We start from the raw sequence: 22,118 nt of genomic DNA, 5'->3' as shown, positions 1-22,118 counted from the left end.
GGCTCCGCCTCGACGGACTTCTCGACGCGTGACCGGAACACCTTGGCTCGTGCCTCCACTCAAGTAGCCGAACCAACGAACAGTGCCGACAGTCCTGACCAGCCCTCGACCCGTATCCGCGGCAGGGGGAAAGCACAGGAAGCTTCTACGTCCCCTTGCCGTCAGGAGGACACCGAAGCTGCCACCGCCCGAAGCCCGAGTACCTACAGCAACACACCGACTCGAAGCTGGGCGAGCGCGGACTGCGGGAGCCGGCCGACCCGTGCGCGTGGGTGATCGCCTTGCATTACACCTGGAACAGACGGCACCGGGGTCTGGTGGCCGTATGAACAAGCTGCCCGAGGCGACACAGGACTGACTGGCGGTCCCGGGCTCACCCCGCTCCGGGAGGCGGAAGACGCCTGGAAAGCACTGGATCCCTAACGGCTCACCTCGGTACCCGCCTCGGCCCGAACGGCAAGGGCGGCACGATCCACTCCGTTGCCGTTACCCCCCCGCCGAGTGAACGTGGCCATCTGCCACTCGGGCGCCCCAAAGGCTGCCTCAATTGCCAACCCTCAACTCCGCCGACCTCGGTGAGGACAACCCTCAGCGTACGCCGTACTTTCGGTGCGAAGGCGAGACCGTGCCCGACGGCGTCGCTCCGTGCGGGGTCACGTGTCGAGTTGCTGCACTCCGAAGTGCTGTGCGCGGAGGATCAGGACGACGTCGTCGCGGTAGTCCTCCTGGTACCAGAGCATCACGGCCCCCTCGGCGAACGTCCTGACGCCGGATGCCGACTCGGTGATGTCGAAGGGTTTACCGATGCGGCGGACTCCCACGGCATCGACGATCCGCTGCGCGATCGCCTCGACCTCCAGTCGCTGAGCCATGTCCAAGCCGCCAACGACATGTCCGGCGTCGGGTTCGTACTCCCAGGTCCAGTCGCTCACGCGGCGACAGCCTCGGCGAGGATGGACGCCAGCTCGGTCGCGGCGGCGCGGCGCTCGGCGCGGTCGTCCGACTCGCTGACGATGCGCTCGCACTCACGGAATCGGGCCAGGCGCTGCGGATAGCGTGCGACCCCGACCCATGACCACCAGTGCTCGACGAAAGCGCGGGGCGGCGTGAAGGTGTACTCGTCGCGGGCTTGGCGCATCGCCTCGTCCCACTGCTGATCGAACACAGCGAGGACAGCCGGGTCGAGGCGTCCGACCGCGACGCGGAGAGCGGCCGGCGTCTTCTCCGGCATCGGGATGAGTGGGTCGGCGGACTCGGCAGCAAGTTCGGTCATGGCGGACTCCGTAAGGTCTCAGGCTGCCGAGTGGAGCAGGGACGGGGTGACGGCGCCCGCGGCTTCTTCGCGCGGCTCGGCCTGCTGCTGGGCACGTGGCGCGGCGTCGAGTCCGGCCGAGACGCGTCCGGCGACGGTCTCACGCAGCAGCAGTTCGCACAGGACGCTCATGGACTGGATGCCCTCCCGTTCTCTGCGCTCGTCGGCGTGGGCCCAGGCGGCGTCTCCGATTGCGGCGAGGTGACCGCTGCGTCCACCCGCGCGCACGTCCTCCTTGGGAAGGGGAACATCGACGACGCCGGCGGCATACCGGTCCAGGAGGACGGTAAGCAGGTGGCCGACGGTCAGGGCGTCACCGGCTGCGATGTCGTCGGCGCTGTCCCACGTGGCGTCGTCCACGTAGGGGCGGCGAGAGGAGCGGGCGAGTACGGTCCGCTTCCTGCGAGGTGGCATGGCCCAGCCTCCGTAGGTGTCATTCAACGGCTCGTGAGCCACTCTAGCGCGGCCATGGCGGTCTCTCAGACCGAGTCTCGAATTGCGACTGCATCTGAGCTTCAGACCTACAGGTCCACGCCGGCGACGCCCTGAACCCTCACCTGCGGGGCTGCAGGTCACGCAGGCCGACCCGCGCAGGATCGTCGGGGGCGCACGTACGGGGCATCGCGGCCCGGAGCAGTTGGCGCGGCCGCAGATCCCGCCCACAATCGTGCAGCAGTGAGCGCTAGCCAAGGAACGACAAGCGGACCTGACGGTTGACATTGTCCCGGTTGGTGTCCACGAGGCAGACGGACTGCCAGGTGCCGAGTTCCAGCCGGCCGCCGAGTACCGGCAGCGTGGCGTGCGGCGGCACCAGGGCGGGCAGGACGTGGTCCCGCCCGTGGCCCGGGCTGCCGTGCCGGTGCCGCCAGCGGTCGTCGGCGGGCAGCAGTTCCCGCAGCGCCGCGAGCAGGTCGTCGTCACTCCCGGCGCCGGTCTCCAGCACCGCCACGCCGGCGGTCGCGTGCGGTACGAAGACATGGAGCAGCCCGTCCCGCCCTCCGGCGGCATCGGCCAGAAAGGCCTCGCACTCGCCGGTCAGATCGGTGACGGTCTCGGCCGAGCCGGTGTGCAGACGCAGGACGTGGGTCCGGAAGGAGGCGCTCATGCCTCCTCACACTAGAGGCCGGAGCCCGGGGCGGCCCGCCCTCGCCGGGCACCGCCGGTGCTCTCACGAACCACGAGTTGGGGGGCGAACACGATGCGCTGGTGCCGGTGCCGCCCGGAGTGCTCCCCGGTCTCCTCCAGCAGCAGTTCGGCCGCCTGCCGCCCCATCTGCACGGCGGGCTGGCGCACCGATGTCAGCGGAACAGCGGCCGCGGCGGCGAACTCGATGTCGTCGTAGCCGACCAGGGCGATGTCCCCGGGCACCTTCACCCCCGCCGCGAACAGCGCCTGGAGCACGCCCAGGGCCAGCAGGTCGTTGGCGCAGAACACCGCTGTGGGCCGAGGGCTGAGCTCCAGGAGGCGTGCGCCCGCCTCGCGGCCCGAGGGCACGTCCAGACGCCCGGCCTCGAACTGACGCAGTGACTGGTGCTCCAGTCCCGCCTCCGCCAGTGCCGCCAGCGCCCCCTCCCGGCGGTCCCGGCACTGCTTGAGCGACATCGGTCCGCTCACGTACGCCACAGCAGTGTGTCCCTGTTCGATCAGGTGCCGCACGGCCAAGGTCCCGCCCTCGACATCATCGACCGAGACCGAGCACCCCTCGACGCTGGGGAGCACCCGGTCGACGAACACGAACGGGATCTGGTGCCTGCGGAAGTCCGTGATGTTGCGGCCGGTCATGTCGGCCGGGGTCACCAGTACGCCGCGCACCCGCTGTTCGGCGAAGAGCGAGAGGTAGTCGGCCTCTTCCGAAGGGCTCTGCGCGCTGTTGCACAGCATGACGCCCAGGTCCGAGGCACGGGCCACCCGTTCGGCGCCGGAAGCCACGTCCACGAAGAACGGGTTGGTCATGTCCAGTACCAGCAACGCGATGATCCGGCTCTGCCCGGCGCGCAGCTGCCGGGCCGACTCGCTGCGGACGTAGCCAAGCTCCTCTATCGCCGCCTGCACCCTCTCCCGGGTCTCCTCGGCGACCATGTGCGGCCGGTTGATGACGTTGGAAACAGTGCCCACCGACACCCCCGCCTGCCGGGCAACCTCTTTGATCCCCACCGTGTGTGCCATCCGCCAGCCCCGTTCGTTCCTCGCCGCGCCCCGTGCGGCTGCCGGGCCATGGTATGCCCCACCGCCCGGCGGGCCCGTCCTGGAAGCGGCAGGCGGGGCCGTGGCCCGGCGCCGGGCCACGGCCCTTCGGTCGAGGGGGAAGACCTCGGTCAGCGGCAGCATCGCCTCGTCCGGCCGGGCGCCGTCCGCGTCCCGAGCAATCCGGCCGGCTCCGCCTGCCGGCGGGTGCTGACCTCGGTACGGGCCATGGCCTGCCGACGGCATCGAAGTCCTCGGCCTCCGGACAACCGACGAACAGTCCTTCCTCGGCGGCCGGAGCCGTGCGCGGCACCCTGGCCGGGCTGCGGTCCCTGGTGCGCTCGTCATGGCCTTTGCGGCACCATGAGCCCATGGGTGATCAGCGCGACTGGCAGCGGGGGGAGGCGGCGGCATGCGAGTAGCGCTTTTCGTGACCTGCGTCAACGACACGCTCTACCCGCGCACGGGGCGGGCCGTCGTCACGCTCCTGGAACGGCTCGGCGTCCGGGTGGACTTCCCCGCCGCGCAGAGCTGCTGCGGGCAGCCGCAGTTCAACACCGGCTACCGGCGGGAGGCCGAACCGCTGGTGCGCCGGCACGCCGCCGCCTTCGCCGGATACGACTACGTCGTCACGCCGTCCGGGTCCTGCGCCGCGATGGTCCGCGACCACCATCCCCGCCTCGCTCCGCGGGACACGGCGGCGGCAGCCGTGGCGGAGCGGACCTACGAGCTGACCGAGTTCCTGGTGGACGTGCTGGGCGTGACGGACGTCGGCGCGTACTACCCGCACACCGTCACCTACCACCCGACCTGCCACGGGCTGCGCGCGCTCCGGCTGGGCGACCGGCCCCGCCGGCTGCTGGCCGCGGTGGAGGGCCTGCGGCTCGCGGAGCTCCCCGGCGCCGAGGAGTGCTGCGGCTTCGGGGGGACCTTCGCGGTGAAGAACGCCGCGGTCTCCGCCGCGATGGGCGCCGACAAGGCGCGCAGTATCACCGCCACCGGCGCCGCGGCGGTGTGCACGGTGGACAGCTCCTGCGGGATGCACATCAGCGGCATCCTCGCCCGGCAGGGCTCCCCGGTACGCCCCGTGCACCTGGCCGAGATCCTGGCCGCCACCAAGGAGACACACCGATGAGCGGCGCCTCGCCCCGGCGGGCAGGACACACCTACCTCGGCATGCCCGCCTTCCCCCGGGCCGCGGCGGAGGCCGTCGCGGACGGCAGGCTCCGGGCGAACCTGCGCCACGCCACGCACACCATCAGGGACAAGCGGGCCGCGGCCGTCGCCGAGCTGCCGGACTGGGCGCAGCTGCGGGCCGCCGGCGCCGCGGTGAAGGACCGGACACTGCGCCACCTCGACCACTACCTTGAGCAGTTGGAGAGCGCGGTCACCGCGGCGGGCGGCCGGGTGCACTGGGCAGCCGACGCGGAAGAGGCGCGGCGCATCGTCACGGATCTGGTCCGTGCCACCGGTGAGACGGAGGTGGTGAAGGTCAAGTCCATGGCGACGCAGGAGATCGAGCTGAACGAGGCTCTGGCCGAGGCCGGCGTCCGGGCCTACGAGACGGATCTGGCCGAGCTGATCGTGCAGCTCGGGGACGACCTTCCCTCGCACATCCTGGTCCCGGCGATCCACCGCAACCGGGGGGAGATCCGGGACATCTTCCGCGACCGGATGGCGGACTGGGGACGGCCGGCCCCCGGGGGCCTGTCCGACCGGCCCGCCGATCTGGCCGAGGCCGCCCGGCTGCACCTGCGGGAGAAGTTCCTGAACGCCAAGGTCGCCGTCTCGGGGGCGAACTTCATGATCGCCGAGACCGGCACCCTGGTGGTGGTCGAGTCCGAGGGCAACGGGCGCATGTGCCTGACCCTGCCGGAGACCTTGATCTCGGTGGTCGGGATCGAGAAGACCGTGCCCACCTGGCAGGATCTGGAGATTTTTCTTCAGTTGCTGCCGCGCTCGTCGACCGCCGAACGGATGAACCCCTACACCTCGATGTGGACGGGAGTGTCCGGGGACGACGGACCGCGCGACTTCCATCTCGTCCTCCTCGACAACGGGCGCACCGACGCCCTGGCCGACACGGTCGGGCGCCAGGCCCTGCGCTGCATCCGCTGCTCGGCATGCCTGAACGTGTGCCCGGTCTACGAACGAGCCGGCGGCCACGCCTACGGCTCGCCCTACCCCGGGCCGATCGGGGCGATCCTCACCCCGCAGCTGCGCGGAGTGGGCAGCGAGCTGGACGCCTCGCTGCCGTACGCCTCCACGCTGTGCGGGGCCTGCTACGAGGCGTGCCCTGTCGCCATCGACATCCCGGAGGTGCTGGTGCACCTGCGCCGGCGGGTGGCGGAAGGCGGGGAGGCCACGGTGCGCGGCACCCGGACCAGGATCCGCCCGGCGCGCGGGCACGCCGCCGAACGCGCGGCGATGCGGGCTGCCCGCTGGACCCTGGATCACCCCCGGGCACTGCTGGCGGGCCAGCGCCTGGCGTCGCGCACCAGGCGCCTGCATCCACGCCGGCTGCCCGGGCCGGGCCGGGCCTGGTCGGCGAGCCGGGAGCTTCCGCGGGTACCCGAGGAGTCGTTCCGCGACTGGTGGCAGCGCACCCGCGGGGACGGGGGCACCCGGTGAGCGGCAGCCGGGCCGAGATCCTCGGCCGGATCAGGCGGGCACTCTCCGACGTACCGCGGACGGAGACTCCGCGGGACACACCGGTGCCCCGCGGGTATCTCACCTCGCACTCCCCCGCCGACCCGGTGGACCTGCTGGCCCGGAACCTGGCGGACTACCGGGCCCGCGTCCACCGGACGGATGCCGCGGGGCTGCCGGCGCTCATCGCCCGGCTGCTTGCCGAGCGGGGTTCGGCCTCGGTGATCGCCCCCGAAGGAGTGCCGGCCCACTGGCTGCCGTCCGCGGTGCGCCGGGTGGAGGACTCCGCCTCGCTGTCCGCGCACGACCTGGACGCCGTGGACAGCGTGGTCACCGGCTGCGCGGTCGCCGTCGCGGAGACGGGGACGCTGGTGCTGGACGGCGGTCCCGGCCAGGGCCGACGGCGTATCACGCTGATCCCCGACCATCACATCTGCGTGGTGCGGGTGCCGCGGCAGGTCGTGGACTCGGTGCCGCAGGCTCTGCGACGCCTTTCGCCTGCCAGTCCCCAGACCTGGATCTCCGGCCCCTCGGCGACCAGTGACATCGAGCTGGACAGGGTGGAGGGCGTCCACGGCCCGCGGACCCTGGAAGTGGTGCTGGCCGGGGAGGACAAGGCGGCCCGGCAGGTTTCGGACCGTCCCGGGCGGTGGAACCGGTGACGGCAGATGTCCGCCGATTCCCATGGATGGTGCCCGCACATGGAACTGCTCGACTGCTTCGACCGGGCGCTGGACGAGTTCGGCAGCCGGGTCCACGCGGTGGACCCCGGACGGTGGCACCACGGCACCCCCTGCGCCGAGTGGTCGGTGCGCGATCTGGTGAACCATGTCACCGGTGAGCACCTGTGGGCCCCCGTGCTGCTGAGCGGCGCGACGCTGGAGGAGGTCGGCGACCGCTTCGACGGAGATGTGCTGGACGACGATCCGGTGGGCACCTGGGACCGCGCGGCACACGCCTCGAAGGAGGCCTTTCACCGCCCCGGCGCCCTGGACCGCCCGGTGCACACCAGCGGCGGCCCGGTCCCCGCCGGGGACTACGCCCGGCAGATGATCTCCGATCTCACCGTGCACGCGTGGGACCTGGCACGCGGGGCCGGGGTGGACGACCGGCTGGACCCGGAACTGGTGAGCGAGGTCCACGCCTACACGGCCCCCCGCGCGGCGTCATGGCGCGGGGCGGGGCTCTTCGGCCCGCCGGTGGAGGTACCGCGGACGGCACCGCTGCAGGACCGGCTGGTCGCCATGCTGGGCCGGCGCCCGTGAGCCGCCGCGCGGCGCCCGCGGCCCGCCTTCAGTCCTCCCGCTCCGCTTCCAGGACCTCGTCGATGGCGGCCAGCTCGGCCTCGGTGAGGGGGCCGGCCTCCAGCGCCGCAAGGTTCTGGTCGAGTTGCGCGACGCCGGAGGCACCGACCAGCACGGACACCACCCTGGGGTCCCGCAGCACCCAGGAGAGCGCCAGCTGGGCCAGCGTCTGGCCACGGTCGGCGGCCAGCCGGTCCAGGGCGCGCAGCACGCTCAGCCGCCGCTGGCCGAGTGCCTCGGGCTTGAGGAAGTGGCCGATGGCCATGCGGGAGTCGCCGGGCACCTCTCCGGCGAGATACCGGTCGGTGAGCAGCCCCTGGGCGAGCGGCGAGTAGGCGATCAGCGCACAGCCGGTGTCTCCCACCGCGTCGAGGACCCCGCCGTCCTCCACAGTCCGGTTCAGCATGCTGTAGGGCGCCTGGTGGATCAGCAGCGGGGTACCCAGATCGCGCAGGATCTCCACGGCCGCGCGGTGCCGGTCCGCCGGATAGTTGGAGATCCCGGCGTACAGCGCCTTGCCCTGGCGCACCGCCGAGTCCAGGGCGCCGAGGGTCTCTTCGAGCGGTGTCTCCGGATCGAAGCGGTGGGAGTAGAAGACATCGACGTAGTCCAGTCCCATCCGCTCCAGGGACTGGTCGAGGCTGGCCAGGAGGTACTTGCGGGAGCCCCATTCGCCGTACGGGCCGGGCCACATGTCGTAGCCGGCCTTGGTGGCGACGAACAGTTCGTCCCGGTAGGGCCGGAAGTCCTGGGCGAAGAGGGTGCCGAAGTTGGACTCGGCCGAGCCGTGGGGCGGCCCGTAGTTGTTGGCCAGGTCGATGTGGGTGATGCCGCGGTCGAAGGCCCTGCGCAGCACGGCACGCTGGGTGGCCGGCGGGGTGGTGTCGCCGAAGTTGTGCCACAGGCCCAGGGAGACCGCCGGGAGCAGGACACCGCTGCGGCCGCAGCGTCGGTACGTCATGGTGTCGTAGCGGTCCTCGGCGGGCTGGTGGGTCACCGGTGTCTCCTTGCGGGGGCGGCGGGGCTGCCGCCCATGGTGTCACGCCGCCCCGGGGCCGGGTCCGGGCATCCGCAGCCCGGCCGCCCAGGCCAGGCCGCCCAGCAGGTGGCGCCGGTAGTCGGGGTCGGCGAACAGCGCGGCCTCGTGGCCCAGGGCCGTGTGGAAGACGGGACCTCCGGTGTTCCGGTGGCACCAGACCAGCGGGTGGTTCCCTCCTGTGCGGCCGCCGCGGTAGCTGTGCTCGTCGGCCGAGGCGAGGACGCGCGCCCCCGGGCCGGGGCCTTCGGCGAAGTCGTACCACTCGTCGGTGAGCCGCCAGCGCCGCGGCAGGTGTGCGGTGGCCGGGTGTCCGTGGTCCTCGACCACCAGTTCGCCGGGCTGCAGATCGGGGTGGCCGGCGAAGCGGGCGCCGATCAGCTCCCCGTACCAGGGCCACCCGGGCTCCGCGGTGCTCGCCGCGTGCACTCCCACGAACCCGCCGCCGGCGGCGCAGTGGCGGCGCAGGGCGTCGCGGGCGGCCGGGGTGAGCACCTCGCCGCTGGCGGACAGGAAGACCACCGCGCGGCTGCCCGGCAGTCGCGCCGCGAGCTCGCCGGGATCCTCGGTGGGCAGCACGGTGAAGCCGTGCGCGGCGCCCAGCGCGGCGAAGGCCGCGTGACCGTCCGGGATGGAATCGTGCCGGTAGCCGGTGGTGCGGCTGAAGACGAGAATCCGTGGTGCGGTCATGCCTCCCGATGCTATGTGCGGGCCGCGCGGCGCCGCTCGGGGCGGGGCGCGTGGTCCTGCTGTGGCACTGGGTGTCTTCCCTCCGGGCCCGATTCCGGTCATGATCTTGGGCACTCACACCCTTGAGGAGGCGCGGATGCCCACGGAGCAGGTTGCCCGAGTGTTCAGCCAGCAGGCCGGTGCGTGTACCCGGCTCGGATCGCCGCTGTACGGCGCGCTGCTGGAGCGGGCGGCACAGGACGTGAGGGAGGGCGGCCCGTGCGCGGCGGCGGTGGCCGGCCACGAGGAGGCCGATGTCTCCGCGGCCGTCCCCCTGCGTCTGCTGGGCGCCGTGCACGCCCTGGCGCTGGCCGGCCGGGCACCGGACGTGGCGGCCCACTACCCGAGCACGGGGGGTGTCTTCGACCCCGGACGGCCCGACGCGGCGTGGCCGGCGGTCAGGGAGGCCGTGGCCGGCGAGCCGGACTGGATCGGGGAGTGGATGACCAGGCCGCCGCAGACCAACGAGGTGGGACGGGCCAACCTGCTGCTGGCCGGGCTGCTGTACGCGGTTCCGGCCCCCCAGACGCCCGTCCGGCTGTTCGAGCTGGGTGCCAGTGCCGGACTGAACCTGCGTGCCGATCAGTTCCGTTGCACCGCCGACGGCTTCGCCTGGGGTCCGCAGGACTCCCCGGTCCTGCTGGAGAGCGCCTGGCGGGGACCGGTGCCGTCCTGGCTGAGCGAGGGAGGGCGGCGGCACGAGCATCTGCGCGTGGTGGAACGGCGGGGGTGCGACACCGACCCGGTCGACCCCGTCTCCGCCGAGGGATCCCTGGCGCTGCGCGCCTACGTGTGGCCGGACCAGACCGACCGGATGGCGCGGCTGGAGGGAGCCCTGAAAGTCGCCGCGAAGGTCCCGGCCACCGTCGAGGCCGCGGGTGCGGAGGAATTCCTGGCCGGGATCCGGCTGGAGCCGGGCACTTTCACCGTGGTGTGGCACTCGGTCATGCGCCAGTACGTGCCCGGGGAGCGATGGGAACAGGTGGAGCGGCAACTGGAGCGCCTGGCGGCCGCGGCCGGCCCCGACGCCGGCTTCGCCGTCGTCCGTTTCGAGCCGCAGGGGGTGGCGCCGGCGGCCGGCCGGTTCCGGGCCACCGTCCGGGTGGCGGGCGAGCCCGAGCGGGAACTGGCCGACGCGCAGCCGCACGGCCTGCCCGCCTGGTCGCCGGATACGCCGTCGTGACGGACCATGGGAGGACACCGCTTCGGGTCCCCCCTGGGCGGTCGGGCGCGGGCTCCGTCGGGGCTGGGAACGGCCCGGGACCGGCCTTCGGGGGGACCGTCACGCCCGGAGGTCCGCACCATGGCACACACGATGACGGAGTCGGAGTGGCGGTCGTACCTGGCCGACGGCACCCGCACCGGCAAGCTCTCCACCGTGCGCGCGGACGGCAGTCCGCATGTGGCGCCCGTGTGGTTCCTGCTGGAGGGTGACGACCTGGTGTTCACCACGGGCAGGGACACCGTCAAGGGCCGGAACCTGCGGCGCGACGGACGCGCGGCGTTCTGCGTCGACGAGCAGCAGCGCCCCTACAGCTTCGCCGTAGTGCGCGGCAGGGCGCGCCTGAGCGAGGACCTGCCGGAGGTCCGTGCCTGGGCCACCCGCATCGCCGCCCGCTACATGGGGGAGGACAACGCCGAACGCTACGGCGCCCGCAACGGGGTACCCGGCGAGATGCTCGTGAGGCTGCGCATCGACACGGTGAACGCGATGGCCGAGGTGGAGATCTGAGCAGCGCTGTCCCGTCGTCCCCGGTGGATCGCGACCGCAGGGGGCGGGACAGGCTTGGCCCGGCCCGGGCTGGTTAGGCTCTCCCGCATGCCGCCCGCACACTTCAAGGATCTCGCGCTGGAAGCCGTCGACCACCAGGCCCTGGCGGACTGGTGGTGCACCGTGCTGGGTTACGAACGGATCAGACCGCCCGAGGGCGAGGAGCTGCCCGAGTCCTGGCCGGTGCCGCTCCACGATCCCGCCGGCCACGGACCGGCACTGTGGATCGTGCCGGTGGACGAGCCGAGGCCGGCGCCCGGCCGGATGTATCTCACCGTATGGGCCGGGGCCCGGGAGCTGATGGACCTGGGTGCGACGCTGGTGCGGGCCGGGGACGACAGGCGCCCCTGGTCGGTCCTGGCGGACCCCGAGGGCAACGAGTTCTGCGCGTTCGCTCCCGGCCACCGGGGCACGGGCATCCCGTTGGGGCCGCGGTGAACGGGGCGGGATGTACCGGCCCTGCTGAGGTGGGTGCGGAAGCCCCGGTGACCGCGCTGATCGACACGGTGGCGTGGGTGGAGGTGACGGACGGCCGGATCCTGTGCACGCGCTCCCGCGGCCGGGAGCTGTTCTACATCCCCGGCGGGAAGCGGCAGGACGGCGAGAGCGATCTGCGGACCCTGGTGCGCGAGGTCCGCGAGGAGCTGACGGTGGAGGTCCTGCCGGAGACCGCGGTGCACCTGGGCACGTACCGCGCCGACGCGGACGGACACGGCCCGGGCGCGGTGGTCCGGATGGCCTGTTACACCGCCGCCTTCCGGGGGACGCCGGTGGCCTCCGCGGAGATCGCGGAGATCGCGTGGTTCCGCTACGCGGACCGGGACCGCACGGCACCTGTCGACCGGCATGTGTTCGACGACCTGGCGGCCGCGGGGCTGCTGCGCTGACCCGCCCCGCGCCGGCAGTGGCACCGGGTGCCGGTCAGCCCACGGTCTCCGCGGCCGTGTCGTCGCGCCGCAGCAGTTCGGCGTAGCGTCCGCCGCGGGCCAGCAGTTCCTCATGGGTGCCGCGCTCGGCGATCCGGCCCCCGTCGAGCACAACGATCTGATCGGCGTCCCGGACCGTGGACAGGCGGTGGGCGATGGTGATCGTGGTGCGCCCGGCCGACAACGCGTCGATGGCCCGCTGAACGGCACGCTCCGTGCGGGTGTCCAGCGCGCTGGTGGCCTCGTCCAGCACCAGCACCGGGGGATCACGGAGAATTGTGCGGGCCAGCGCCAGGCGCTGCTTCTCCCCGCCGGAGAAGCGGTACCCGCGCTCGCCGACCACCGTGTCGTAGCCGTCGGGGAGCGCGGCGATGTGTTCGTGGATGCGGGCCGCCCGGGCCGCCTCCTCGATCTGCGCGGCGGTCGCGTCCGGCCTGGCGAACCTCAGGTTCTCCGCCACCGACGCGTGGAAGAGGTAGGTCTCCTGGGAGACCACGCCGATGGCCCGGGCGAGGGAGGCGAAGTCCAGCTCCCGCACATCGACACCGTCCAGCGTCACGCGGCCGGCGGTCACGTCGTACAGGCGCGGCACCAGGTAGCCCAGGGTGCTCTTGCCCGAGCCGGTGGCGCCGACGATCGCCAGACCGGTGCCGGCCGGGACGGTCAGATCGATGCCGCTGAGGGCCTTGGGGGCGCCCTCCCCGTAGGAGAAGGACACCCCCTCGAACCGGATCTCGCCGCGGGGCCGCTCCAGCCGCACCGGGTCCGGCCGCTCGGTGATGTCCACCGTCAGGTCGAGGTACTCGAAGATGCGCTGGAAGAGCGCCAGGGACGCCTGGATGTCGACACCGGTCGACAGCAGCGACACGGCGGGGCGCAGCAGCCCCTGCTGCAGCGTGACGAAGGCGACCAGGGTGCCGATGGAGGGCGGGGAGCCGCCGAACTGGGTCAGTACCCCGGCCGACCAGTACAGGAGCGCGGGGATGGCCGCCATGATCATCCCTATGGTGGCCATCCGCCAGCGACCGGCCATGCTGGAGCGGATCTCCAGTTCCGCCAGCCGCCCGGACTCGCCGGTGAAGTCGCGGGTGAGGGACTCGGAACGGCCCATGGTCCGGCCCAGCAGGATGCCGCTGACCGACAGCGACTCGGTGACCTGCGCCGCCAGCACCGCCATCTGCTTCTGCCGCTGGGTGGTGATGCGCTTGCGTTCCCTGCCGACGCGGCGGGCGATCCAGACGAAGAACGGCAGCAGTGTCAGCGAGACCAGGGTGAGCCGCCAGTCCAGGGCGAGCATCGCGACGATCGTGGCGGTCACCGCGGTCAGGTTGGACACCAGTGAGGTGGCAGTGGAGGTGACGGTGGCCTGCATGCCGCCGATGTCGTTGGCGATGCGGGACTGGACCTCGCCGGTCCGGGTCCGGGTGAAGAAGGCCAGCGGCATCTGCTGCAGTTTGGCGTAGACCTCGGTTCGCAGATCGTGCATGACGCGCTGCCCGACGGTGGTGGAGATCAACGTCTGCAGCACGCCGAAGACGCTGCTCATCACGGCCGTGCCGATCATGCCCAGCGCCAGCAGCCCGAGCAGGCCGGTGCGCCGCTCGGGGAGCGCGACATCGATGATCTCCCGCAGCAGGAACGGCGAGGCGACCGCGACCAGTGAGGAGGCGCCCACCAGCAGACCGACCAGCGCCAGCCGTCCCCGGTAGGGGCCGAAGAGCGCCACGACCCTGCGGACCTGGGCGGGAGGCGGCGCCCCGGATTCACCGGGCAGTGGCTCGAAGGCGGGTCGGTCGGCGTGCATGGGCGGGGCGGGGCTCCTTCACGGGATCGCCACGGGCGGCTTGCCCGACAGCGTACGTCCGGTGAGAGTTCCCGTCCGGGAGACGCCGCGGATGCGGCCGCCGGCGCACACGCACGCCGGAGGGCACCGGAATCGCCGGCGGAGCAGACGTGCCGCGGGGCAAGGGCGGCACACGGGGCGGGCGCGGTGCGGACGGCTCCGGCCGGTCCGTGGTACCAAGGGGCATGCCCGCGCACCCCTTCTATGACGTCGTCGTCGTCGGCGGCGGCCACAACGGCCTGGTCGCCGCCGCCTATCTGGCCCGTGCCGGACGCAGTGTGCTGCTGTGCGAGCGGCTGCCGCACACCGGAGGCGCCGCGGTCTCCGCCCGGGCGTTCACGGGAGTGGACGCCCGGCTGTCGCGCTACTCGTACCTGGTGAGCCTGCTGCCGCAGCACATCCTGCGGGACCTCGGTCTGAAGGTCACGCTGCACCGGCGGCAGTTCTCCTCCTACACGCCCGCGGTGCGCGGGGGCCGGCCGGTCGGGCTCCTGGTGGGCGACGGGCTCTCCCGCACCCGGGAGTCCTTCGCCCGGCTGACCGGCTCCGAGCGGGAGTTCCATTCCTGGACACGTTTCTATGCCATGACCCGGCGGCTGGCCGGCCGCGTGTTCCCCACCCTCACCGAGCCGCTGCCCACCCGGGACGAGCTCCGGAGGCGGGTGGACGACGAGGAGGCCTGGCAGGCGGTCTTCGAGCGGCCGCTCGGCGAGGCGATCGAGACGGCCTTCCGGGACGACCTGGTACGGGGGGTGGCACTCACCGACGCGCTCATCGGCACTTTCGCCTCCGCGCACGACCCCTCGCTGCGGCAGAACCGCTGCTTCCTCTACCACGTCATCGGCGGCGGCTCGGGCGACTGGGACGTGCCGGTGGGCGGCATGGGGGCGCTCACCGGCGCGCTGGCCGACGCCGCACTGGGGGCGGGAGCCGAGATCGTGACCGGGCACGAGGTGACCGGCATCCTCACGGACGGCTCGACCGCCGAGGTGACCTATCGCAGCGGGGACGCCGAGGGCACGGTGGGGGCCCGGCACGTGCTGGTGGGCGCATCGCCCGACGTGCTGGCCGCGCTGCTGGGGGAGCCCGCTCCCCCGCCCGCGGAGGGGGCTCAGCTGAAGGTCAACATGCTGCTGCGGCGGCTGCCCCGGCTGCGCGACCCGGACACCGATCCCCAGGAAGCCTTCGCCGGCACCTTCCACGTGGCGGAGGGCTACGCGGAGCTGGAGACCGCCTACCGCGAGGCCGCCGAAGGGCGGCTGCCGTCCGTTCCGCCCTCGGAGATCTACTGTCACTCGCTCTCGGATCCGACGATCCTCGCGCCTGAACTGGCCGCGGCCGGTTACCAGACGCTGACCCTCTTCGGATTGCACACGCCCGCCCGGCTGTTCGCCTCCGGCAACGACGCGGCCCGCACGGCGCTGCTGGAGGCCACCGTCGCCGCGCTGGACGGGCATCTGGCGGAGCCGCTCGCCGACTGCCTGGCCGAGGACGCCGAGGGCCGCCCCTGCATCGAGGCGAGGACCCCGCTCGACCTGGAACAGGAACTGCGGCTGCCCGGCGGCAACATCTTCCACCGGGATCTCGCCTTTCCCCACCAGCAGGAGGGGACCGGCCGCTGGGGGGTGGAAACGGGCCACCCGAACGTGCTGCTGTGCGGGGCGGGTGCGGTCCGGGGCGGCGGAGTGAGCGGAATCCCCGGTCACAACGCGGCGATGGCCGTGCTCGGCCGCTGAAGCCGCCCCCGCCGGGGACTCACGGGCGCCGCCGAGGCGCCCGGAGCCGTCCCCGGAAACTCCCCCGGGATTCTTTCCGCCGGGCGGCAACCTCTTTGCCCTCGGCGGCAACTAACGGGCAGCGGCGGGGTCCTCCACGGTCGCCCCCATGCCGGAGGGCCCCCGCCGCATCCACGCTCCCCGTCACGGGGCGGGAGGCGCCGGACTCAGGAGGCGTCGAACAGGGCGCTGACCGATTCGCCGTTGTGAATACGGCGGACCGCCTCCGCCAGTGCGGGCGCGACCGACAGGACACTCAGCTTCGCGCTGCGCTCCCCGTCGGGGACGGGCACCGTATTCGTGCAGACGATCTCCAGAACGTCCTCGCGGGCGGACAGGCGCTCCAGCGCCCCGGCCGCGAAGAGGCCGTGGGTGCAGGCGACGCGGACCGAACGGGCCCCCAGTTCCCCGAGCCGGTCCAGGAGTTCGAGCACCGTGCTGCCCTTGGCGATCTCGTCGTCCAGGATGATGACGTCGCGGTCGGCCACGTCACCGATGACCGAGCTGATGACCACCCGGTCGTCGGCGAAGCGCTGCTTGGCTCCGGCGGCGACCTGCACGCCGAGCATCCGGGCGAAGGCGGCCGCCTCCTTGGCGTTGCCGAGGTCCGGGGAGACTACGGTGGTCCGCGAGAGGTCCAGTCCGCGGAAGTGCTCGGCGAGTTCGCGCAGCGCGTGCAGGTGGTCGACCGGCACCGAGAAGAAACCGTGCACCTGTGGTGAGTGCAGTGTCATGGCCAGCACCCGTCCGGCGCCGGCCGCCACCATGAGGTCGGCCACCAGCCGCCCTCCGATGGAGATCCTGGGGGCGTCCTTCTTGTCGGACCGCGCGTAGGAGTAGTGCGGCATCACCACGGTGATGCGGGCCGCCGACGCCCCGCGGGCGGCATCGCACATCAGCAGCAGTTCCACCAGATTCTCCTGGACGGGGGCGACCAGTGGCTGGATCAGGAAGACGTCCCGCTCGCGGCAGTTGGCCTGCAGCTGCACCTCCAGGCAGTCGTTGGCGAAGCGGCTGACTCGTACGGGGCTCAGCGGGACTCCGAGGTGCGCGCAGACCTCCTCCGCCAGCGCGGGGTGGGCACTGCCGCCGAACACGACGATGTCTCGCACGAACGCTCCTTCACGGGTGGGCCGCCTCTGGCCGCGCTCATGCTAGCGGCCTGCTGCTGACAGCCCGGCAGGGCACACCGCCCGTGCCGGGGCCTCGGCCGTGCCGTGAACGGGAGCCGGCCGTTTCGTGCATTGGTCTGGACATGACGGGTAACGGCGCACTACCGTTCGACTTGGTCTAGACCAGACCGGGAGCGCTCACCCCCCACTTCCTCGGGAGCGAAGCATGCGCAAAAAGATCACCACCGCCGTCCTGGGACTCGGCTTCGCCGCCGTGTCGGTGCTGGCGACCAGCGGGACGGCACACGCCCACGGGTACAGCACCTCGCCGACCAGCCGCCAGCTGCACTGCGCCCAGGGCACGGTCAGCGACTGCGGCTCGATCGTCTGGGAACCGCAGAGCGTCGAGGGGCCCAAGGGCTTCCCGCGAAGCGGCCCGGCCGACGGCCAGATCTGTTCCGGCGGCAACCAGCGGTTCGCCCAGCTCGACGACCCCCGCAACGGCAGCTGGCCGGCCACCCGGCTCACCGCCGGGCAGGGCTACACCTTCAGCTGGCGGTTCACCGCCCGGCACTCGACCTCCGAGTTCCGTTACTACATCACCCGGGACAGCTACAACCCCAGCCGCCCGCTCACCCGGGCCGACCTGGAGCCGCAGCCGTTCATGACGGTGCCGATGGGCGGCCGCCAGCCGGGGCAGACGGAGCACCACCAGGGCACGGTGCCCACCCAGAAGTCCGGAAAGCACATCATTCTGGCGGTGTGGGACGTGGCGGACACGCAGAACGCCTTCTACGCCTGCTCCGACGTGCAGTTCTGACACAGGGAACCGCGGCGTTCCGCGGGCGGGCGGTCCCCCGTCCGCCTGCGGAACGTCCGGAAGGGCCGGGAACCCGCTCCCCCGCGGGCCCGGTGCCCGGCCGGTGCCGGACGGTCAGCTTCCCCGGCTCACCGGANATCCGGCCGCCGGTCCGGTGCCAGTACCCGGGACAGGGCGCCGTCGCGGGCGGTCAGTTCCTCCCAGGTCCCCTCCTCGGCTATCCGCCCGTCCTCCAGCACCGCGATCCGGTCGGCCCGGCGGATCGTCGCCGGCCGGTGCGCGATGACCAGCGTGGTCCGGCACCCCGCTGCCAGCGCCGCGGCGAGTTCCGCGTCCCCCGCCGTGTCGAGCTGGGCCGTGGTCTCGTCGAGCACCAGCACCCGGGGGCGGGCGAGCAGCGCCCGGGCCAGCGCGACCCGCGCCCGCTGTCCCCCGGAGAGAGTGGCGCCCCGCTCCCCCACCACCGTGCGCATCCCGGCCGGCAGCGCGTCCGCGATGCGGTCCACGCCGCAGCGGGCCGCCGCCTCCGCGACCTCGGCGTCGCTCGCCTCCGGGGCGGCCAGCCGCAGATTCTCGGCGAGCGTCCCGTGGAACAGCGCGGTGTCCTGGCCCACCACCGCCACCGCCTCCCGCAGACTCGCCTCGGGCAGATCCCGCAGGTCCACCGGGTCCCCGTCCCTCGGCAGCAGCTGGACCTCTCCTGCGGCCGGGTCCCAGAACCGGGCCAGCAGATGCGCGCAGGTCGACTTCCCCGAGCCGGAGACCCCCACCAGGGCCAGCGTCCGGCCGGCCGGAACAGTCAGATCCACACCACGCAGCACCGGCGCCCCGCCGTAGCCGGCGTGCACCCCGGCCAGCCGGACGCCCAGCGGACCGGGCGGCAGCGGCAACGGGTCGGCGGGCTCCGGTGCTCCCGCCGGAGCCCGTATCCCGGCGCCCACCCGGGCCGCCGCGGCACGCAGCCCGCCGGCCCGGCCCAGAGCGGCTGCCGAGTCGGCCAGGGGCGCCAGGATGCCGAGGCCCAGAGCCATCGCCGCGGGAGCCCAGGCGCCGGTCAGCCGGCCGGCGGACACCGCCTGGGCCGCGGCGAGGACCACCCCCACGACGGCGGCGACCACCAGAAGGTCCCGGACGGCCGAGGCCGTGGCCTCGAAGGACGCCTCCGCGCGCTGTGCCTCGCCCAGCCTCCGTCCGCCCTCGGCCAGTTTCCTGCGGCGTTCCCGGAGGCCGCCGAAGGCGAGCAGCTCCCGCAGTCCGTCCACGGTCTCCACGGCGTCCGCGGACAGCGCGGCCGCCTCCTTGCGGGTGCGCGCCCCGCGCTCGGCCCGCCCGCGCGCCTCCAGGAACGGGGCGACGGTCAGCAGCGCGGCGACCGGCAGCACGGCCACCGGCAGCCACGGCTCGACACCGGCCAGCACCGCGCAGCCGGAAGCGAGAACGAACCCCGAAGCCAGCAACTGGGCGGTGGAGTGCGCGTAGAAGAACTCCAGTTCCTCCACGTCGCCCATCGCGGTGGCCGCCAGATCGCCACTGCGCCGCCCTGCGACGCGCGCCGGGGCGCTGCGTGCCAGGCCGTCGAAGACCCGCACCCTCAGTTCGGCCAGCACGCGGTAGGCGAGGTCGTGGGAGAGATCCATCTCGCGCCAGGTGGCCAGCGCCCGCACCGCTACCAGGGCGGCCAGCCAGGCGAGGACGGCGGGCCCCGGAGCGGTGCCGTCGATCACGGCGGCCCCCACGGTGTGGGCGGCGAGCGTCACCAGGGCGACCAGCGACGCCTGTTCGACCACGGCCGCCGCGCAGGTGCGGGCGACCATGACCCGGTGACCGGCGAGGACCGGGAGCAGCGAGCGCAGGGAACCGCGCGGGGGGTGGCCGGTCATGCGGCGAGTTCTCCTTCCGGGCTGCGCCCGGCCGCGACCAGCGCGGCGTACAGCCCGTCGTCGTCGAGCAGGCTGCGGTGGTCGCCGACCGCGTCCAGACGTCCCCGGTCCAGAACCACGATGCGGTCGGCGTGCCGCACCGACTCCAGCCGGTGGGCGATGACCAGGCAGGTGCGGCCACGGGCGGCGCGCAGCAGGGAGCCGGTGATGCGGGCCTCGCCTCGCTCGTCGACGGCGCTGGTCGCCTCGTCCAGCAGCAGCACCGGTGCGTCGGTGAGCAGTGCGCGGGCCAGGGCCAGCCGCTGTCGCTGGCCGCCGGACAGCGTGGTTCCGCGCTCTCCGAGCACCGAGGCATAGCCGCCGGGCAGCGCCATGATCTCCTCGTGCACCCCGGCGGCGCGGGCCGCGTCGGCGAGTTCGGCATCGGTGGCATCCGGGCGGGCGAGCCGCAGGTTGCCGGCGACGGTGTCGTGGAAGAGGCAGGTCTCCTGGGAGACGACGGCGATGCCGCGGCGCAGCGATTCCAGTGAGTAGGCGCTGGTCTCGGTGCCGTTCAGCAGCACCCGCCCGCCCCGGGGGTCGTGGTGGCGCAGCAGGAGCGCCAGCAGCGTGGACTTGCCCGCCCCCGAGGGTCCGACGACGGCGGTGACGCGCCCGGCCGGTGCCGTGAAGGTCACTCCGTCCAGTGCCGCGTTCCGTCCGTCGTGCGTATCCTCGCCGGCTTCACCGGACGGATAGCGGAAGGTGACGTTCTCGAACCTGATCTCGGGGGCGGCCGGCCAGCGGGCCGGGAGTGTTCCCCGGTCCGCCACCGCGGGTTCGGCGGTGCGCAGGGCGGCCAGGCCGTCGGCCGCGGAGACGCCCAGGTAGCCGGCGTGCCATTCCCGGGACAGGTCACGGACGGGGCGGAAGCACTCCGAGGCCAGCATCAGGGTGAGGTAGGTGGCGGTGGCCGTGGTGCCGCCGCCGGCGGCCGAGACCGCCGCCAGGACGGCGGCGGCGACGGTGCCGCCCTGGACGGCGAGATCGGTGAGACCGGTGTCGATGAGGGAGACGCGCAGTTTGGCCACGGTCGCCCGGTGCAGCAGTGCCGAGCGGCGCTCCAGACGGGCCCGGGTGCGGCCCACCGCTCCCGTGGCCCGCAGCGTGGCCATGCCCTGGAGGGCCTCCAGATAGTCGGCGCCCAGTCCTTCGTAGGTGTCCCAGTGCTCCTTCCCTCGCCGGGCCAGCAGCCGGTCCCACCAGCGGGGACCCAGAAGCGCCAGGGTGAGCGCGGGCACCAGGACCGCCAGCGCCCAGGGCTGCACCGCCGCCACCGCCAGCAGCAGCACCGGCGGCATCAGGCAGGAGACGATCAGCTGGGGCAGATAGCGGGAGACGTAGGCGTCCACCCCTTCGACGCCGTCCACCAGGGTGGTGCGGACGGCACCGGCGCGGGCGGTGGTCAGGTGGGCCGGTCCGAGCCGGCCGAGCCGCTCCAGCAGCACGTCCCGCAGCCTCACCCGCACCAGCGCCCCGGCCGCGGCGGCGATGCGCCGCTGCCGGCGAGCGAGCACGGCGCGGATCACGACCGCGGCGAACACGGCGGCGAGCAGCGGCGCGAGCCGGTCCGTCTCTCCCCGGGCCAGCGCGGCCAGGGCGAGGGCGAGCAGGACGGCCTGGGCGAGCCAGGTGACGGCCACCGCGGTGAGCAGCGCGGTGGCGGCAGCCAGCGGACCGCGGGCGGCGCGGGCCGCGCGGAGGAGTTCCGGGTGCGTCATCATCGTCGGGGGGTGCTCCTCTCGGTCCGGCCGGCGCCGAGCGCCAGGCCGTGGATGATCCATTCGCGGCGCCTCGGCCCGCCCAGTGCGGAGCCCAGGTCGGCGCGCTGCCAGGACCCCAGCGGCCGGGAGGGAAGCCCGAGACGAGCAGCCGCGGACTGCGCCAGCTGGACGGCGTGGCCGGCTCGCAGGTGTGCGCGGCGCACTTGGCCCGCAGCGGCGCCGGAAGGGCACCCCGAGGCGAGAAGCACGGCTCCGCAGCCGGCCACCCAGGCCTGGCCCGCGGCCCAGGCCGCGAGGGCGGGACGGGCGTCCCCGGCGGCGAGCCCGGCGAGCGCACCCGGGTGCCCTTGTCTCCGCTCCGGGGCCCCGGGTGTCACGCGCAGCAGGCACGGCTCCGGGTCTCCGACGGCGGCACACCAGCGAAGGTCCGGACCACCGGCGGCCTCGGCGGTGCGCAGCAGGGTGAGCAGGCCGTCCGGGGCCGGCACTCCGGGCAGCGGCGGAGTGGCGCTGCGGCGCTCGGCGGCCTCCCCAGGGGCCGCCGCCACGGACGGCAGCGGTCGATGGTCCCAGCGCTCGGGCCCCGGCGGGGTCCGGGCCGTCAGCGCCGTCAGCACGCGTTCGGCCTCCGCCTGCACGGCGGGCAGCGGAGCACCGGGCGGGCCGCCGGACGGGAGCGGCGGCTCTCCCGGCCCCTGCCGGGCCCACCGTTCCAGCGGGGCGGCGGGAGGACGGCGGCCGGGGGGCGTCAGGAGGACGGCGGCAAGCGGGTGTTCGGGTTCGGTGCGGGGCCACAGCCGGCGCCAGACGCGCGCCTCGGGCAGCCCGGCGGCGGCTGCCAGGAGCGGCCCACCGGCGTCCCACGCCACCGGTGCCCGGCCGGCCGCCACGCGGAGGGCGGCGACGGCGTGCCCGGTGTCCAGCAGCAGCAGCGGCCAGGCCCGGTGTCCGTAGTGGGAGACGGTGCGGCGTGCTGTCACCGTGAGCACCACGACCGCTCCCGGGGGCGCCCCC

The 22,118-nt window shown here is 73.6% G+C and carries 21 protein-coding genes; 10 read left to right on the top strand and 11 right to left on the bottom strand.

Features of this window, described 5'->3' with window-relative positions; genetic code table 11:
- Window positions 1-653 precede the first annotated feature (653 nt).
- The 5 genes from ABD299_RS08285 to ABD299_RS08265 form a co-directional block, all read right to left on the bottom strand.
- Complete coding sequence (locus ABD299_RS08285) at window positions 654-872, bottom strand: hypothetical protein (protein WP_344259919.1); 219 nt, start codon at window positions 870-872, stop codon at window positions 654-656.
- Window positions 873-928: 56 nt separating this feature from the next.
- Window positions 929-1,273, bottom strand: a complete 345-nt coding sequence (locus ABD299_RS08280; protein ID WP_344259917.1) for a DUF6247 family protein — start codon at window positions 1,271-1,273, stop codon at window positions 929-931.
- Between the two features lie 18 nt (window positions 1,274-1,291).
- Window positions 1,292-1,726, bottom strand: coding sequence for a hypothetical protein (locus tag ABD299_RS08275; RefSeq protein ID WP_344259915.1), 435 nt, complete (start codon window positions 1,724-1,726; stop codon window positions 1,292-1,294).
- Between the two features lie 268 nt (window positions 1,727-1,994).
- Window positions 1,995-2,417: a YjbQ family protein gene (locus ABD299_RS08270; RefSeq protein ID WP_344259913.1), complete on the bottom strand. Its 423-nt coding sequence runs from the start codon at window positions 2,415-2,417 to the stop codon at window positions 1,995-1,997.
- Window positions 2,418-2,428: 11 nt separating this feature from the next.
- Window positions 2,429-3,478: a LacI family DNA-binding transcriptional regulator gene (locus ABD299_RS08265; protein ID WP_344259911.1), complete on the bottom strand. Its 1,050-nt coding sequence runs from the start codon at window positions 3,476-3,478 to the stop codon at window positions 2,429-2,431.
- Window positions 3,479-3,908: 430 nt separating this feature from the next.
- On the opposite strand from ABD299_RS08265, the gene ABD299_RS08260 reads away from it, so the two are divergent.
- From ABD299_RS08260 to ABD299_RS08245, 4 genes are read left to right on the top strand one after another with little or no spacing between them, the layout of a single operon-like run.
- Window positions 3,909-4,631, top strand: a complete 723-nt coding sequence (locus ABD299_RS08260) for a (Fe-S)-binding protein (protein WP_344259910.1) — start codon at window positions 3,909-3,911, stop codon at window positions 4,629-4,631.
- Window positions 4,628-6,127: a lactate utilization protein B gene (locus ABD299_RS08255; protein WP_344259908.1), complete on the top strand. Its 1,500-nt coding sequence runs from the start codon at window positions 4,628-4,630 to the stop codon at window positions 6,125-6,127. The genes ABD299_RS08260 and ABD299_RS08255 overlap by 4 nt, the downstream gene beginning before the upstream one ends.
- Complete coding sequence (locus tag ABD299_RS08250; protein WP_344259906.1) at window positions 6,124-6,807, top strand: LutC/YkgG family protein; 684 nt, start codon at window positions 6,124-6,126, stop codon at window positions 6,805-6,807. The genes ABD299_RS08255 and ABD299_RS08250 overlap by 4 nt, the downstream gene beginning before the upstream one ends.
- 39 nt (window positions 6,808-6,846) lie before the next feature.
- Window positions 6,847-7,410: a TIGR03086 family metal-binding protein gene (locus ABD299_RS08245; RefSeq protein WP_344259904.1), complete on the top strand. Its 564-nt coding sequence runs from the start codon at window positions 6,847-6,849 to the stop codon at window positions 7,408-7,410.
- Between the two features lie 28 nt (window positions 7,411-7,438).
- Here the strand turns inward: ABD299_RS08245 and ABD299_RS08240 are convergent, their stop codons facing one another.
- Complete coding sequence (locus ABD299_RS08240; RefSeq protein WP_425581286.1) at window positions 7,439-8,410, bottom strand: aldo/keto reductase; 972 nt, start codon at window positions 8,408-8,410, stop codon at window positions 7,439-7,441.
- A 78-nt stretch (window positions 8,411-8,488) separates the two neighbouring features.
- Window positions 8,489-9,175: a ThuA domain-containing protein gene (locus tag ABD299_RS08235; RefSeq protein ID WP_344259900.1), complete on the bottom strand. Its 687-nt coding sequence runs from the start codon at window positions 9,173-9,175 to the stop codon at window positions 8,489-8,491.
- Window positions 9,176-9,311: 136 nt separating this feature from the next.
- On the opposite strand from ABD299_RS08235, the gene ABD299_RS08230 reads away from it, so the two are divergent.
- The 4 genes from ABD299_RS08230 to ABD299_RS08215 all read left to right on the top strand — a co-directional run bounded on the left by ABD299_RS08230 (window position 9,312) and on the right by ABD299_RS08215 (window position 11,872).
- Window positions 9,312-10,397 carry a DUF2332 domain-containing protein gene (locus ABD299_RS08230; RefSeq protein ID WP_344259898.1) on the top strand — a complete coding sequence of 362 codons (1,086 nt, stop codon included), beginning with the start codon at window positions 9,312-9,314 and terminating at the stop codon, window positions 10,395-10,397.
- A 120-nt stretch (window positions 10,398-10,517) separates the two neighbouring features.
- On the top strand, window positions 10,518-10,946 hold the full coding sequence (locus tag ABD299_RS08225) for a PPOX class F420-dependent oxidoreductase (protein ID WP_344259897.1): 429 nt from the start codon (window positions 10,518-10,520) through the stop codon (window positions 10,944-10,946).
- Window positions 10,947-11,033: 87 nt separating this feature from the next.
- Window positions 11,034-11,423, top strand: coding sequence for a VOC family protein (locus ABD299_RS08220; RefSeq protein WP_344259896.1), 390 nt, complete (start codon window positions 11,034-11,036; stop codon window positions 11,421-11,423).
- Between the two features lie 47 nt (window positions 11,424-11,470).
- Window positions 11,471-11,872 carry an NUDIX hydrolase gene (locus ABD299_RS08215; RefSeq protein ID WP_344259895.1) on the top strand — a complete coding sequence of 134 codons (402 nt, stop codon included), beginning with the start codon at window positions 11,471-11,473 and terminating at the stop codon, window positions 11,870-11,872.
- Between the two features lie 34 nt (window positions 11,873-11,906).
- On the opposite strand, the gene ABD299_RS08210 is transcribed toward ABD299_RS08215, so the two are convergent.
- Window positions 11,907-13,715 (bottom strand): ABC transporter ATP-binding protein, encoded by a 1,809-nt coding sequence (locus ABD299_RS08210; RefSeq protein ID WP_344259893.1) that lies wholly within the window; start codon window positions 13,713-13,715, stop codon window positions 11,907-11,909.
- A gap of 224 nt (window positions 13,716-13,939) precedes the next feature.
- On the opposite strand from ABD299_RS08210, the gene ABD299_RS08205 reads away from it, so the two are divergent.
- Window positions 13,940-15,490 carry a phytoene desaturase family protein gene (locus tag ABD299_RS08205; protein ID WP_344259891.1) on the top strand — a complete coding sequence of 517 codons (1,551 nt, stop codon included), beginning with the start codon at window positions 13,940-13,942 and terminating at the stop codon, window positions 15,488-15,490.
- 206 nt (window positions 15,491-15,696) lie between these two features.
- Here ABD299_RS08205 and ABD299_RS08200 read toward each other — a convergent pair whose 3' ends face one another.
- Window positions 15,697-16,641 (bottom strand): ribose-phosphate diphosphokinase, encoded by a 945-nt coding sequence (locus ABD299_RS08200; protein WP_344259889.1) that lies wholly within the window; start codon window positions 16,639-16,641, stop codon window positions 15,697-15,699.
- A 226-nt stretch (window positions 16,642-16,867) separates the two neighbouring features.
- Between ABD299_RS08200 and ABD299_RS08195 the strand changes: the two genes are divergently transcribed.
- Window positions 16,868-17,461: a lytic polysaccharide monooxygenase auxiliary activity family 9 protein gene (locus tag ABD299_RS08195; protein ID WP_344259888.1), complete on the top strand. Its 594-nt coding sequence runs from the start codon at window positions 16,868-16,870 to the stop codon at window positions 17,459-17,461.
- A 128-nt stretch (window positions 17,462-17,589) separates the two neighbouring features.
- Here the strand turns inward: ABD299_RS08195 and ABD299_RS08190 are convergent, their stop codons facing one another.
- Both ABD299_RS08190 and ABD299_RS08185 read right to left on the bottom strand, forming a co-directional pair.
- Window positions 17,590-19,341 (bottom strand): ABC transporter ATP-binding protein, encoded by a 1,752-nt coding sequence (locus ABD299_RS08190; RefSeq protein ID WP_344259886.1) that lies wholly within the window; start codon window positions 19,339-19,341, stop codon window positions 17,590-17,592.
- Complete coding sequence (locus ABD299_RS08185; protein ID WP_344259884.1) at window positions 19,338-21,104, bottom strand: ABC transporter ATP-binding protein/permease; 1,767 nt, start codon at window positions 21,102-21,104, stop codon at window positions 19,338-19,340. Before ABD299_RS08185 ends, ABD299_RS08190 begins: the two co-directional genes overlap by 4 nt.
- Between the last annotated feature and the right edge of the window lie 1,014 nt (window positions 21,105-22,118).

This window comes from Streptomyces sodiiphilus, from assembly GCF_039529215.1.
GTDB lineage: Bacteria > Actinomycetota > Actinomycetes > Streptomycetales > Streptomycetaceae > Streptomyces > Streptomyces sodiiphilus.
Note: the sequence above shows the minus strand (reverse complement) of the source record. Positions and strands in the feature narration are given on the sequence as shown.